Here is a 14052-nt window from a genome sequence, read left to right on the forward strand (position 1 = left end):
ATGCTGTCGACTCGCCATATCCGCACTCGTTATGCCGGCGCGCTCCGCGCGCTGGCGACCCTCGCCATCCTCGCCACAGGCTTCTCGTTGAGCGGCTGCGACGACGAGGGGCCCGCCCCCTACGCCAGCGCCGAGCGCATCACCCACCGCACCCAGCTCATCGGCGGGCCCACCGCCCTTGGCGAGGTGGGCGACTGGATTCTGGAGAACGATCAGGTGCGCCTGATCATCCAGGATCGCACGTTCAACCGCGGCTCCGGGATCTTTGGTGGATCGCTGATCGACGCCGACTTAAAGCGCCCCGAGGCCCAGGGCGCCCCGCTGGGCGGCGGGGGCCGCGACGCGTTCGGGGAGCTCTTCCCGGCCTTCTTTCTGGAGGTGGTCAACCCCGAGGAGATCGTCGTGGTCAACGACGGCTCCGATGGCGAGGCGGCGATCATCGAGGTGCGCGGGCGAGGCGGGGAGTTTGTGACCATGCTGCGCTTCTTCAACCAGGCGATGGTCAACGCCTATGAGGCCGATCTGGCCGACGCGTTGCGGGGGGAGATTCCCACCTCCGACGGCGTCCCCCTGGTCGGTTTCACCACCCGCTACATCCTTGAGCCGGGCGCGCGCCACGTCAAAGTGGAGGCCGAGCTGGTCAACAACGCTCTGGCCTCGCTGACCTTCCCCAACCGCGACATTGTCAACGCGCTCGGCGCTTTTTTGCCCGACATCGACTTCAACGGCTTCACCGTCCCCACGGGCATGGTGCTGGGGATGGGCGCGCTCAACAGCATCTTCTTGCCGGAGATGGGCTTCGACCTGCGCTTCGGGCTTGAAGAGGTCTACCAGCGCCCCATCGATCTTCCCGCCTTCCCCGGTCACATCACCGACCTGGTGGCCACGGCCAGCGAGCGCGGCGTGAGCTACGGCTTTGCCTCGGCGGCCGCCCCGGAGTCGAACTTTGTCTTCAATAAGAACGAGGCCTACGGCGGGCAGACCAACCCCTACGACATGCTCTTTCTCTTCTACGCCTCGGGCTTCGGTGGCGTCTTCACCCACGAGCTGCCCACTCGCCTGGCCCCCTCCTTCTGCGAGCCGGAGCGCCCGGCGGCCGAGGTCTGCGCCGAGATCGAGGCGAGCTGCGAGAGCGGCGACTGCCAGGCGCTGGGCCAGCGCTGCCTGGACCGCTACGACACCTGCGTGGCGCAGCGCGCCGAGTTCCCGGATCGCTTTAAGTTCACCAACTACTTCATCCTGGGCGACGGCGACGTGGCCAGCCTGCGCGATGAGCTCTACCGCATCCGCGACGAAGAGACCTTAAAGGTGGAAGGCCGCGTCTTCGACGCCTTCAGCGGTGAGCCGGTCGGGGCGCACGCCCAGGTCTTTATCTACGAGGGCATCGAGGATGCCGCCTCGCTCGACGAAGCGTGCGCGCCCACCGAGAGCCAGCGCCCGCGCATCTTCAACCAGGTCTTCACCAATGAGGCGGGCTACTTCCAGCTGGAGCTCCCGGCCGGACGCTACTGCCACCGGGTGCGCGCCACTGGCGAGACCTCGGGCTTTAAGGCCTTTGAGGTGGGAAGCCAGCCGCTGAACCTGCGCGCCGAGGCCCCGGGCTCCGGTCGCGTCGAGCTCGTTGTGGTCGACCAGAGCGGATCGCCGGTCCCGGCCAAGCTCACCGTGGTTGGCGAGTACGAGCCGCAACCGGGCAAAACCACCCGCGACTTTCTTTTTGATCTGGAGGTTGGCGAGAAGTGGCGCACCAGCGAGTTTGCCAGCTACGAGGAGGGCGACACCGCCCCGCGCCGCTACATCGAGGGCATCGCCTTCGCCGGCGCCGACGGTCGCGCCCACATCAACCTGCGCCCGGGCAGCTACACCGCGTATGTCTCGCGGGGCACCGAGTACTCCCTCTTTAGCCAGCCCATCGAGGTGAGCGCCGGCGGTATCGCCCGGGTGCAGGCCACCATCGAGCATCAGATGCAAGTCGAGGGGTACATCAACGGCGACTTCCACATGCACGCCCAGGGCTCCATCGACAGCGGGCTCGACTACAACGAGCGCGTCATCAGCGTGGCCGCCGAGGGGGTCGACGTGGTGGTGGCCACCGATCACAACTACATCTCCGACTACATGCCTTATATCTACCGCAACAACCTCCAGCCCTTTTTGCGCTCGATCGTGGGCCTGGAGCTGACCACCTTTGAGGCCGGCCACTTCAACGCCTTCCCGCTGCGCCAGGACATCACCTCGATGAACCGCGGCTCGATGGCCTGGCAGGACGTGCCGCCGCAGCAGATCTTCGATGCGCTGCGCGAGATGGGCAGCCTGGGCCCCGATCGCACGATCGTGCAGGTCAACCACCCCCGCGACTCGCTGCTCGGGTATTTCAACCAGCACTACGTCAACGCGCTCACCGGCGTGGCCGAGCTGCCGGTGAACACCACCGAGGGGACCGACCAGATCATCGCGACGGTCTCCAGCCCCAACGGTCCGGCCTTTGTGCGTCGCAACGACGACGGCACCTACGAGTCCACCTTCTCCGATGATTTTGACGCCATCGAGATCTACAACGGCAAGCGCGTGCACTTGCTTCGCCACTACCGCATGCCGGTCGACAAGGTCGATCTTCCGCAGGAGATCGTCGACCAGCTCACCGAGGAGCAGTACGAGGCGCTGCCCGATGAGGCCGGCGTGATCCTGTGCGACGGCGACGAGGTCGCCTACCCCGGCGGGCTCGACGACTGGTACACCTTCCTCAACACCCGGCGCCCCGACGGCACCTACCGCCGCTACACCGCCACCGGAAACTCCGACAGCCACTCCGCGGCCTCGGCCGGCGACCCGGAGCCGGGCTACCCCCGAAACTACTTCTACGTGGGCCATAACGACGCCCAGACCATGACCCCCGACCAGCTCGTCGACGCGCTGCAGAACCACAACAACGTGGTCACCAACGGCCCCTTCATCGCCATGTCGGTGGGCGGGGAGCCCTTAGGCTCGACCGTGGTCAGCACGACTGGCGAGGTCACCCTGGATCTGCAGGCCCACGCCGCCGACTGGGTGGGCGTGGAGCGTTTTGAGATCGTGGCCAACGGGGAGGTCGTCTACCAGGGCACGATCGAGCTTGGCGAGGAGGGCAGCTGGAGCGACTCGGTGACGCTGGAGCTCGACGGCGACACCTGGTTTGTGATGGAGGCCACCGGTGACACCAACCTCTTCCCGGTGGTGATGCCCGAGGAGATCCCCCAGGTGGACTTCGAGGCGGCGCTGGGCTCACTGGCCGGCTCCTTTGGCTTTGGCGGGGCGGTCGAGGGTTTAAGCCCCACCGAGACCGGCGAAGTTCGCCCCCTGGCCTTCACCAACCCCATCTGGGTCATCGACGATCGCGCTGGCGAGGGGCGCACCGAGTTTGAGCCCCCGAACCCCGCGCCGGCCCGCTGCGTCGACGGCGCCTTTGAGGCCACTCAGATGGCCGGCGCGCTGCGCGACTACGTGCCCTTCGGGGAGCGTCGCCTCGACGCCAGGAGCGTGCCGCTGCACCTGCACGAGCATAACACGCCCATCGATCGCACCCAGGGCGACCTGCGCGACGTGCGCCTGATCTTCGAGCACTGGGGCCATGGCCACTAATCGTTCACTCAGCCCCGAACCACCCTCCAGCCGGCGCGCCACTCCGGCGCGCTGGCTGACGCTCTGCGTGGTTCTCCTCGCCGGCCTCACGCTGGCCCCGCAGCCCTCCTTCGCCCATGAGATCGGCGCTGAGCGCCAGGTGCTCGTGCAGGTCTTTGAGGATCGCGTCGATGTGGCCCTCTTCTACACCGAGGCCCCGGGCGCGCGCAGCGGGCTTTTGATCACCCGCTTCGACGTCAACGGCGACGGCAAGCTCGAAGGCCACGAGGCCGATCTGGCCGGCCGCGCGCTCTTGCCCCGCATGCTCGGCGGCCTGCAGTTTGAGCTCCCTGGCGAGCGCCCCCGCACCGGGCAGCCCGAGCTCAAGGTGGAGGTGCGCCAGGGGCGCGTGGCGGCCGCGGCGATGATGAGCTACGCCCTGCCCACCCTCGACGCCGAGGCCACGCGCACCATGATCGTGCGCGCCTTAGAGGGCGATGTGCTCGAGAGCGAGCTGCATATGATGCCCGGCGGCGCGCTGATCCCGGCCGACGCCGAGAGCGGCCCCGGGGCGCTCCCCTCGGTGGTGCGGGCCGGCGAGGAGGTCGTGGCGAGTTTTAAGATCAACGCGGATGCGCTTCCTGAGCCCGACGCCGGGGACGCGAGCGGCTCCGAGGGTGACGCCTCGGGCCAGAACCGCCACGAATAGGTCGCCGGCTGCGCCGCCGGCGCTCCCGGCAGACTCCGCCTGCCAGATCGGAGCGCCGCTGAGCCTCCGAAGAGGCTCGGCCTGCCCGGCGTGGGGAGGTCACCTCCCCCCCGGCCCGTATCTTGAACGGTTGTCGACCCGGGTCACCTCCCCCTGGCCCCGTACCTCGAACGCCTTTCGACCCGGGTCACCTACCCCTTGACCCGTACCTTGAGCGTGTTTTTTGCGCCGCCAGGGCTCCGAAGCCGTACCTCGAACGCCTTTCGACCCGGGTCACCTACCCCTGGCCTCGTACCTCGATCGCCTTTCGACCCGGGTCACCTACCCCCTCCCCCGCTCCTCGAACGGCTTTTGGAAGTCGCCTGGCCTCCCATGCCCCGCCCTCCCCTCTCCGGCCCAACGCCCGCCGTAATCGAAAAGACCTGAACGAAAAAACCCCGGCGATAACTCGCCGGGGTTTTTAATCAGCTACCGAGATGTGCCTGAAGGCTTAGAGGGCGGTACCGGCGAAGCTGATGGTGATCATGCGCATGTTCCCCCCGGTGCTGCTGGGGTTGTAGGGGTAGAAGCGGTAGGCCACCGGGCCCGAGTTGCCCGCGGCCGGGGGCAGCACGAAGGTCGCGTTGAACTCGGTGTTGCGCGCGGTGATCTCGAAGGGCTCGGCCATGAACTCCAGGCTGCCGTCGCCGTACTCCGCGGCGATCTGCAGATGGGTCGGACCCGAGTTGGAGACCTTGAAGAGCCCCGAGGCGCTGATGTCGCTGTAGCCGGTGAAGTCGGCCTCGTAGCGGAAGTAGACGTTGCTCTTCGGCGTGACACCGTCGGGCTGGAAGAACTCGGTGTCCATCAGGAAGTTGTCGCAGGTCCACTCGTCGTCGCCGCCTCCGAAGAAGCTGCAGGTGGTCGGCACGCCGCCTTCGATGAACTGAGCGCTGCCCACGCCCTCCGACGCGGTAAGCGAGCTGCCCGCAAAATCCCAGGCGGCGATCGTCACCGGCTCGCCAGCGGCGGCCACCGTCAGGGTACCGGCGTCGGCCGGCGCGAAGGTGTCGAAGGTGCCGTTGACGCCGCAGTAGGTCCAGGCGTCTCCCTCTTCGAGCGCCACGCGCCAGACAAAGCCGTATTCACCGACGGCAACCTCGGTGCCAAAGTCGCCCAGAAGCTCCCCGGTCACATCGCTGATGCCGGTGCGGTAGATCCAGGTGGCCGGGTCGGCGCTCACGTCGCCGTAGCCCAGCTCCGCCACAAAGCTGGCGGGGACATCGACCACGCCCTGGCCAAACTCCTCGACGACCACCTGGCCGAAGGCGTCGGCGCTGGTACCGGCCGACATCGCCACGGCCGAGGGGGCGGTGATGGTGCAGCTCTCGATCGCGAGGAGCGGGCCGCTCTGGCCGCCCTGGCCGTCTTCGCCGTTGCAGACCGTGGCGGTCTCTTCGACGCCCTGGGCATCGGTGATCGTGATGAGGTAGCCGCCGGCGTCACCGCAGGCGCCACCGGCCTCGATGGTGGCCAGGTCGATGGCGGGGCTTGCGCCGGGCTCGCCATCGGTGCCCGGGGCACCGTTGCACACGTCGAAGGGAGCCGCGTCGCCGATGGTGACCGAGACGCCGCCGAACTCGCAGTCCGCCGGGCTTCCCACGCTCACCGAGGGGGCTTCGCCGGGCTCGCCAGCCTCGCCAGGGGCGCCGTCGCAGACCTCAAAGGGATCGGCGTCGCCGATGGTGACCGAGACGCCGCCAAAATCGCAATCTTGAGCTTCGCCGATGATCACGGCGGGCGCGGCCGCGTCGCCGTCGATGCCGTTGCAGATCACCGCGGTGTTGAGCACGGTGCCGTCGGCAGCTTCCACGCGCACTTCCTGGCCGCCGGCCTCGCAGACATCGCCGGCCTCAATGGCCTCGACGACCACATTGGGAGCCTCGCCAGGCTCACCCTGCTCACCTTGCTCACCTTGCTCACCCTGCTCACCCTGCTCACCGGGCTGACCGTCGGCGCCGTTGCACACCGTGGCACTCTCGACGCCGTCGACATACACGATGATGCCGCCCGACTCGCAGACCTCGCCAGCTTCGAGCTGCTCGATGGTCAGCTCCGGAGCGGGCTCGGCCTGAATCTCAGAGCCGCCACAGGCAGCCAGGGAAAGAACCAGCGAGACAACCAGGGACTTGCGATTGACGTACTGCATGTACGACCTCCCGATAGGATGTTCTGGATGGGGAATAGGGGTGAGGGTTGGACTTGACGTCCGCGGCCCTCATAGAGAAAAGGGCGCGGCCTTGTCAAAGGGGGAGTTGAGATTTTCTCAAGCGTTTCAAGCCTGTTACAAAGGGGGGCGAATCGCTCCTCCCCACCTGGAGCGGGGCCGACAGTAAGGCGAAAGAAGCCATGAGGAAGATCATTCACGTCGATATGGACTGCTTTTTTGCAGCCATCGAGATGCGCGACGACCCGCTGCTTCGGGGTCGCCCCATCGCGGTAGGCGGCGATCCGCAGCGGCGAGGGGTGATCGCTACGGCGAACTACGAGGCCAGAAAGTTTGGCGTGAAGTCGGCGATCGCCTCAGCCTACGCGATGCGCCTGTGCCCGCACCTGATCATCGTGCCCGGGCGCATGAACGTGTACCGCGAGGAGAGCCAGAAGATCCGCCGCATCTTTGAGCGCTACACCGACCGGATCGAGCCCCTCTCGCTCGACGAGGCCTTTCTCGATCTGACGCACACCCCGCACCACAGCGGCAGCGCCACCCTGTGTGCGCGGGCGATCCGCGAGGCGATTTTCAACGAGACCGGGCTCACGGCGTCAGCCGGAGTCTCAATCAACAAGTTTCTGGCCAAGGTGGCCAGCGAGCTCAACAAACCCGACGGCCAGGCGGTCATCGCCCCCCACCAGGTCGCCGCGTTTATGCAGGAGCTGCCCGTCAAAGCCATCCCCGGCGTGGGCAAGGTCACCGCGCGCAGCATTCACGACATGGGCGTCAAGACCTGCGGTGACCTCCAGCAGGTCGAGCTCGCCGAGCTCGTTCGCCGCTTTGGTAAACGCGGCAAGCGCCTCTACGAGCTAGCCCGGGGCATCGACGAGCGCCCGGTGCGTACCGAACGCGTCGCGCGCAGCGTGAGCGTGGAGAACACCTACGCCAACGACCTCCCCGACCTGGCCGCCTGCACCGCGAAGCTGCCGGCGCTGATCGAGAGCCTGCACCGGCGCCTGGGCCGAAAGGAGCGCCCGCCGATCCGCGCGCTCTTTGTGAAGGTCAAGTTCGACGACTTCCGCCAGACCACCGTTGAGCGCGCCGAGCTCACCGAGCCCACCCTGGAGAACTACGCCCCGCTGCTGGCCGAGGCCCTCGATCGCAGCGAGCGGCAGGTGCGCCTGCTGGGCGTGGGCGTGCGCCTGGACCACGAGTACGACGACCTCCCCCAACAGCTCGAACTGTTTTTCTAACCCTTTCGAATAAAAAACCCGCGCCGGGAGGGTTCGGCGCGGGTCGGAAAAACATCTGGAAACGAGCGACGCGATCAGCGCCAGCCCTGAAGCTCGGCCCAGGCGGTCTGCGAGAGTCGCTCGAAGAAGGCGTCGCGCCAGACGGGACTGAAGTTAACGCGCCCCAGGCGCTCGATGTCGTCGGGGAGGCTTCCGTGCCAGTCGTTGCTGGCGCTCATGCTCAGGCCATGTTTTTTCGCGACGTCGACAAGGCGCCGCTCGGTGGCCAGGTCATGGGAGGGGTGGCGCACCTCCAGGGCAAAAAGCCCGGCCTCGCGCCAGCGATCCAGGTGCTCGACCATGGTGGTGTAGCGGCCGGGGTGGGCGAGTATGACCATGCCGCCGGCGTTGTGGATGAGGGTGAGGGCGTCGTCGACCGAGAGGTAGGCCATGGGCACGTAGCCCTCCCCGCCCGCGTGCAGCCAGCGATCAAAAGCCTCCTGCGGGGTGTCGACAAGGCCCCGGGCGTGCAGCGCGCGTGCCAGATGCGGGCGGCCGACGTTGCCCTGCTTCGACTGGGCCATCACATCGTCCAGGGTGACCTCCAGGCCCAGCCCGCGCACCCGCTCGACCATCTCGGCCATGCGTTCGTGACGCGCGACCTCCATGGTCTCGGCGTAGCTGGCCAGGTTGGGCTCATCGGGGTCATAGCCGTAGCCGAGCACATGAATGGACTTGCCTTCGGACTGCGCGCTGATCTCAATGCCACTGATAAAGCTCACGCCCCGCTCTGCGCAGGCCGCCCGCGCCCGCTCGACGCCGCCGGTGGTGTCGTGGTCGGTGAGCGCCCAGTGAGCCACGCCCCGCTCGGCCATCAGCTCGGCCATGCGTTCGGGCTCGTAGGTGCCATCGCTGACGGTGGAGTGGCTGTGGATCTCCATCGGGCCGTCGGCCGGCCAGCTCAAAGTGCTCATAGGGCCTCGCAGGGTTGGGGGCGTGCTCACCGTCAAAAAAATGCCGCAGCAGATCGCATCTGCCGCGGCACAATCTGGGGGCCGAGCCCCGGTGGGTCAAGGGTCAGCGCTGGCGGGCACAGGGCAATCACAAAGTCCCACAAGGATTTTTATTGAGAACCCACCCAATCCGTAGGGAGGGGTCTTGTGCCCCTCCCGAACTCCCAGGGCGGGGACCCACAAGGGGTCCACCTGCGGTGGCGGGTGGTGGAGACCGAATTTGCGATTGCCCTGCCGGCGGGCAGGCCCCGCTCAACGCTTCGATGTGGCCCAACGTTTAGAAGCGGCCCGGGGCGGCCTCACCACGCTCCAGCTCCAGGTCGCGCTCACTGCGCTCGAAGCTCAGGGAGCGGCCCGCCGCCGAGCTCGGCCGGGCGCGCTCCATCTTGAACTGCACGTTCTGAACCTCATCGGCGACCGCGTCCATGGCCTCAGCGGGGAGCCCGAACTTCGCGGCGGCCTCATTCATGCGGCGGCGCTCGCGGGCCAGGCGACGGGTGGCACCCTCCTGGTCGCCGCGGGCATATTCGCGGGTGGCCTCGCGCAGGGTGCGCAGAGCGATGGCCTCCTGAACCCGCGCCATGACCTCGGGGCGCAGGCTGCTGACCATCGCGACATCATCGCGGGTGGTCGCCGCCTCAACCAGGAGCTCGGTTTCCACGGGGCGCTCGTCCACGCGATCCTCGTAGGTGAGGATGGCGCGGATGGCCGCCTTGCCATCCAGCGGGATGCCGCGGGTCGTCACACGCACCATCACCCGGCGGCTGGTCTGCGCGCGAAGATCGCCCAGCCCCAGGCTCAACGCCCCGGTGCTCACATCGACAGGCATGCCGTAGACCTCTTCAAAGCGCACGCCCGGTGAGGGCAGGAGCGTGAGCGTGACGCCGGTGGCCACGGTGCTGGCCAGGGCATCGAGCTCCTCGGTGAACGCCCGCTCAAAGTCAGAAGCGCGGGCGATGTAGCTGTAGTTGCCCGCCCCCTCTTCGGCCAATGAGGCCATTAAATCGGCGTTGTAGCTCGTGCCAAAGCCCAGCGTGGTCACCGAGATGCCGCGGGAGCGCACCCCGCGCACCAGGCGCTGAAGCTCCTCATCGCCGGTCAGACCGGCGGTGGGCAGCCCGTCGGTCATCACGATCATGCGATCGACCGAGCCCTCCCGACGCGCTTCGAGAAGCTGGCGGGAGGCCTCCTCCACCCCGCCGCTCAGATGGGTGGCGCCCATCGCCTCGATGCGCGCGATGGCCGCGACGATCTCACCCCGGCTGCGCGCATCGACGCGCATCGCGGGCATATCGACCCGGGGCCCGGCCCCAAACGAGATCACGCTGACGCGGTCCCCCTCCTGAAGTCTCTGCACAAAGGCTGTGGCCGCCTCCCTCGCCCGGACCATCGGCTCGCCATCCATCGAGCCGGAGCGATCGAGCACCAGCGCCACATTGAGCCCGGGGCGGCGCTCGGCGCGGGCCTCCCCGGCCTGCAGCTGCACATCGAGGTAGGTCTCGGACTCCCGCTCAGCGAGCACCCGGGTGTGGGCCAGCTCCGCGCTCAGCTGGAGCGCGCCCGTCTGATCCGCGGCCTGCTGCTCCATGTTTGGTGCTTCTGGCGAGGCCACCGGCGTCATCAACGCCTCGCCAGTCGCCGTCGCCAGCGAGGGAAGCACCGTCTCGGTGTTTCGAAGTTGCGGCGCCTGCATCAGCCCCACCGTCAGACCTACCACCACTCCCAGCACGATCCATGCGACCTGCGTTGCGTTCATGACCTCTCCTTATCCGTTAGGGCAGCCCACCGCGGCGCTGCGATCATCAAAGCCTTCCCTCCTGCAAACGCGCTCGTGGCGGAATGGATCTAAAAAGGTCGAACTTTTTCCCGCCGCGGGTCGTCCGCGCCGCGCGGGTGCCCACCCGGGCAGGGAATGCAAAGCGCGATCAGCGGCATTCTCTCTATGCGATACGCCCTTGTTGCGAGCCCCGGCCACTCCCTGTAAGACGCCTCTATGAACCCTCTGTTGCACATGTTGAGCTTAAAGACGCTGAGCCTGCTTCTGGCGATCCCGGTGCTGGGGTGCGATCCGGGCTTGAGCGAGCCTCCCGCCGACGCCCCCTCCCGGGCCACAGCGGAGGCGTCTGGCCAGGTGAGCCCGGAGGGTGCAGACGCCCCCGGGGCGGCAGGCGGCGTTGAGGCCTCCGCGGTTGTGGCGCGGGTCAACGCGGTGCCCATCCACGCCGTCGAGGTGGAGCGGCGCCTCGACCGCATCGATGAGCTCTACCGTCACGCGCGCCGCCCCTTTAACCCGGCGATTCGCCAGGCCAAGCGCAACGAGGTCATCGACCGGCTTATCGATCACGAGCTTTTGCGCCAGCATATCGACCAGGCCGCCGTGGAGATCGCGCCCAAACGCGTGGATCTGGAGGTCGAAGAGCGGGTCGAAGAGCATTTTGGATCCACCACCGCCTTCCAGCGCTACCTGCAGGCCGAGAACCTCACGATGAGCGACTTTCGTCGCGAGGTTCGCGACGCGATGATCCTGGAGCACACCTTGCTCGGTGAAACGCGCGAAAAACCCGCCGAGGAGCCGGCCGTGAGTGAGGCGCAGCTCCGCGAGATCTACGCCCGGGTGGCCGCCGGACGGCCGGCCGCCGCGCGGGTGCGGGTGAGCAGCGTGACCCTGCCGGCGAAGCACCGTCAGCAGGCCGCGCGCATCAGCCGGGCCCGTTGCACGAACGAGGCTCTGCCCGACGACGCCACCCACCGCGATCTGGGCTGGCGCCAGCGCCACCAGTTCCCGGCCGCCGCCGGATTCCGACTCTTTGGCACCGGTGACTCCCCGGCGCGGAGCGCGGTGGTCCCCGCGCCCGACGGAAGCAGCGTGACGGTGTACTGCGTCCACGATCGCCGCGAGGCCGGTGTGCGGGAGTTCGATGAGGTCGAGCCCCTTTTGCGCGAGCGGGCCAACCGCGCGCTGCTCGAGTCGAAACGCCGCGCCCTGCTGCAACGCCTGCGTGAGCACGCCGACATCCAGCGCCTCGACGCCACCTCGCCACAACCATGATCATGCGCCGCGCACCAGCTCGCCAGCTGCGCGCGAGCGCCCCGCTGCTGGCAGCGCTCGCTTCGCTCTCGCCACTTCCTGCGGCAGCCGAGCTTCGCTGGATCGACGCCGAAGCCTCCCCTCCCCCCACCCTGGCCGACCTACCCCACTCGACCCGCGCCGAGTTCAACGGGTTTGCTCCCGAGCCCGATCACCTGCCGCTGACGCTTCGCCTCAAAGGCCCGATGCCCGAAGGCGTGGCGCGCGCCGAGGTGATCGCCGCCCTCGAAGCATCCGCCCGCACCTGGAACGCGGTCGGCTGCGCGCAGGTCGCCTTTAAGACCGAGGTGCAAGCCGGCGAGGAGGCCAGCGAGGTGGAGGCGGTCGAAGTGAACTTCGAGCCGGGCATCGGGCCCAACGCCGAGCGCATCGCCTGGACCACCTACGCGGCCTCACCCGAGGAACGCGCCCGTGTGACCCTCAACAGCGCGCTGGTCGTCTGGCGCTCCTCCCCCGATCCCTTCCAGCTGCATGCCGAGCCCGAACGCCCGGCGGTCGATCTTCAGGCGGTCATCACCCACGAGCTTGGCCACGTGCTGGGCCTCTCGCACACGCCGGCCCACAACGCCGCGACGATGAGCGCGGCCTACCTGCGCGACGGCCGCCAGCGCGTCTTAAGCGCCGACGACAAGCTCGGCCTCTGCGCCCTCTTCCCCGCCGAGGGCCGCGAATGCTCCGGTGACGCCCAATGCCCCGAGGCCGGCCGCTGCGTCGAGGGCGTCTGCGACCCGCACCGCGGCCAGCCCGGCGACTACTGCGCTTTTGATCTGATGCACTGCCCGGGCTTCTGCCTCATCGACGACGCGCCCACCGGCACCGGCTACTGCTCGGAGCCCTGCGCGTCGGATGCGGCCTGCCCCACCCATTTCGCCTGCCGGCCAGACGACGAGCGCGACGAGGCCGTCTGCACCTTTGCCCCCGCCGACGACGCCGAAGGCACACCCCGGGGCTGCGCACACACCCCGGCCCCCTCGCAGAGCCCGGCGCTTCCCCTCCTGATCATGCTCCTCGGTGCGGCTACTCGCCGCTCGACGCGTCAGCGGGCACAGCGCTCCACTGCATCGCCAGAATGAGCTCCTCAAAGACCTCGCGGTAGGCCTCCTGGCGCGACTCCAGGCAGAAGAGCGAGAAGACCCACATCTGCTCCTCGCTGTGGTGCAGCCAGGTCATCAGGCGGTAGGCCTCGCCATCGGCGTCGACGCCGTAGGTGATGAGATCGCCTGTGCGCCCGCCAAAATCGACGTCGCGCTCGGCCGTCTCCACCCGAAAACCCGCCCCCTGGATCTGGTTCTGAAAGCTCTGGGCGTAGCGCTCGGCGCGGCCCACCAGGATCTCGCCACTTAAGCGAACCTCGAGCTGCGCCTCGCTGTCGCCGCTGGCTCGAAAGGTGGCCACGGCACCCGGGCCAGACGGCACGATCACCCACCCGGTGGGGCGGCGTATGCGCGCGCCGATCGACTCGATCTCGACCGCCTCCGCCCGGGCCTCGATGGCCTCCTGAGCCACGCGCCCACTGGGAGTGCGGGGCAGCCCCTCGGCCTGGCGAACCTCGGGCGCGGCCTGCGGCGCGGCGCGCTCCTGAGCGCGCGCCGACACCGACATCGCCACCACGCTCCCCACCAGCGCCAGAGCGACACAGGCCCGCGCGCTCCAATGAGCGGCGGGCCTGCTCAAGTTGGCAACGCTCAGCTTCACTCGGCAGCCTCAAAGCTCATCGAGGAGACCACCGCGTCGAAGTCGCCGCGCAGGTTCGACGCTTCGCTATCCTGCATATAACCGATCACCAGCCAGGCGGTACCCTCGCGCAGAAACTCAAACACCAGCACGTTCACGGTCTGACCGGAGTGGGTGTAGGCGTAGCTGCTCAGCTTGCCCTCACGCTCACCGATGGTCGACGCCGCGCTGCTCTGCTGCTCAAAGCTCGACTCCGTCAGCGTCTTGTGGAAGGTGCTGAAGAAGACATCGGCCACATCCTGGCTCATCAGCTTGGTGCCGATCACCTGAATCTGGCTGCTGGTCTCGGCGTGCTTGAAGTTGGCGACGGCCTTGTCATCGCTGGCGTTGACTTCCCAGGCGCTCGGCGGCGTGACCGACACGCCGAACTCCTCATTCTGCACCGCCTCTTGAGCGACTGCGACCGACGAGAGCAACAGCGTGACCAGCAACACGGCGAAAAAACGAGCGATCTTCATGGGGTATCTCCTCAAATGGATATCGCGACA

10 protein-coding genes are annotated in these 14052 nt (G+C 67.8%); 5 read left to right on the forward strand and 5 right to left on the reverse strand.

Annotated features, from left to right (window positions below):
• Together FRC96_RS12725 and FRC96_RS12730 are read left to right on the forward strand one after the other, a co-directional pair.
• Entirely contained in the window at positions 1–3618 is a 3618-nt protein-coding gene (locus FRC96_RS12725) for a hypothetical protein (protein ID WP_146974863.1), read from the forward strand.
• A complete protein-coding gene (locus FRC96_RS12730) occupies positions 3608–4306 on the forward strand; it encodes a hypothetical protein (RefSeq protein ID WP_146974864.1) in 699 nt (232 codons plus the stop codon). Before FRC96_RS12725 ends, FRC96_RS12730 begins: the two co-directional genes overlap by 11 nt.
• Positions 4307–4796: 490 nt before the next feature.
• Here the strand turns inward: FRC96_RS12730 and FRC96_RS12735 are convergent, their stop codons facing one another.
• Entirely contained in the window at positions 4797–6494 is a 1698-nt protein-coding gene (locus FRC96_RS12735; protein ID WP_146974865.1) for a hypothetical protein, read from the reverse strand.
• 200 nt (positions 6495–6694) lie between these two features.
• Here FRC96_RS12735 and dinB point away from each other — a divergent pair, with 200 nt between their 5' ends.
• Entirely contained in the window at positions 6695–7750 is a 1056-nt protein-coding gene (gene dinB / locus FRC96_RS12740) for a DNA polymerase IV (protein ID WP_146974866.1), read from the forward strand.
• A 74-nt stretch (positions 7751–7824) separates the two neighbouring features.
• Here dinB and FRC96_RS12745 read toward each other — a convergent pair whose 3' ends face one another.
• Both FRC96_RS12745 and FRC96_RS12750 read right to left on the reverse strand, forming a co-directional pair.
• Positions 7825–8703 carry a PHP domain-containing protein gene (locus tag FRC96_RS12745; protein ID WP_146974867.1) on the reverse strand — a complete coding sequence of 293 codons (879 nt, stop codon included), beginning with the start codon at positions 8701–8703 and terminating at the stop codon, positions 7825–7827.
• Between the two features lie 316 nt (positions 8704–9019).
• Entirely contained in the window at positions 9020–10498 is a 1479-nt protein-coding gene (locus FRC96_RS12750; RefSeq protein ID WP_146974868.1) for a vWA domain-containing protein, read from the reverse strand.
• Between the two features lie 237 nt (positions 10499–10735).
• On the opposite strand from FRC96_RS12750, the gene FRC96_RS12755 reads away from it, so the two are divergent.
• Positions 10736–11791: a SurA N-terminal domain-containing protein gene (locus tag FRC96_RS12755; RefSeq protein ID WP_146974869.1), complete on the forward strand. Its 1056-nt coding sequence runs from the start codon at positions 10736–10738 to the stop codon at positions 11789–11791.
• 2 nt (positions 11792–11793) lie between these two features.
• Complete coding sequence (locus FRC96_RS12760) at positions 11794–12903, forward strand: matrixin family metalloprotease (RefSeq protein ID WP_230470206.1); 1110 nt, start codon at positions 11794–11796, stop codon at positions 12901–12903.
• On the opposite strand, the gene FRC96_RS12765 is transcribed toward FRC96_RS12760, so the two are convergent.
• Both FRC96_RS12765 and FRC96_RS12770 read right to left on the reverse strand, forming a co-directional pair.
• Complete coding sequence (locus FRC96_RS12765; RefSeq protein ID WP_146974871.1) at positions 12848–13525, reverse strand: hypothetical protein; 678 nt, start codon at positions 13523–13525, stop codon at positions 12848–12850. The two genes, FRC96_RS12760 and FRC96_RS12765, sit on opposite strands and share 56 nt — an antisense overlap.
• Positions 13522–14022 carry a hypothetical protein gene (locus FRC96_RS12770; RefSeq protein WP_146974872.1) on the reverse strand — a complete coding sequence of 167 codons (501 nt, stop codon included), beginning with the start codon at positions 14020–14022 and terminating at the stop codon, positions 13522–13524. The genes FRC96_RS12765 and FRC96_RS12770 overlap by 4 nt, the downstream gene beginning before the upstream one ends.
• Positions 14023–14052 lie beyond the last annotated feature (30 nt).

The sequence above is a fragment of the Lujinxingia vulgaris genome (assembly GCF_007997005.1).
In the GTDB taxonomy this organism is placed as follows: Bacteria; Myxococcota_A; Bradymonadia; order Bradymonadales; family Bradymonadaceae; genus Lujinxingia.

Coding starts and splice junctions, on each gene's coding strand:
- FRC96_RS12725 (WP_146974863.1), top strand. CDS start 1: ATGCTGTCGACTCGCCATATCCGCACTCGTTATGCCGGCGCGCTCCGC.
- FRC96_RS12730 (WP_146974864.1), top strand. CDS start 3,608: ATGGCCACTAATCGTTCACTCAGCCCCGAACCACCCTCCAGCCGGCGC.
- FRC96_RS12735 (WP_146974865.1), bottom strand. CDS start 6,494: ATGCAGTACGTCAATCGCAAGTCCCTGGTTGTCTCGCTGGTTCTTTCC.
- dinB (WP_146974866.1), top strand. CDS start 6,695: ATGAGGAAGATCATTCACGTCGATATGGACTGCTTTTTTGCAGCCATC.
- FRC96_RS12745 (WP_146974867.1), bottom strand. CDS start 8,703: ATGAGCACTTTGAGCTGGCCGGCCGACGGCCCGATGGAGATCCACAGC.
- FRC96_RS12750 (WP_146974868.1), bottom strand. CDS start 10,498: ATGAACGCAACGCAGGTCGCATGGATCGTGCTGGGAGTGGTGGTAGGT.
- FRC96_RS12755 (WP_146974869.1), top strand. CDS start 10,736: ATGAACCCTCTGTTGCACATGTTGAGCTTAAAGACGCTGAGCCTGCTT.
- FRC96_RS12760 (WP_230470206.1), top strand. CDS start 11,794: ATGCGCCGCGCACCAGCTCGCCAGCTGCGCGCGAGCGCCCCGCTGCTG.
- FRC96_RS12770 (WP_146974872.1), bottom strand. CDS start 14,022: ATGAAGATCGCTCGTTTTTTCGCCGTGTTGCTGGTCACGCTGTTGCTC.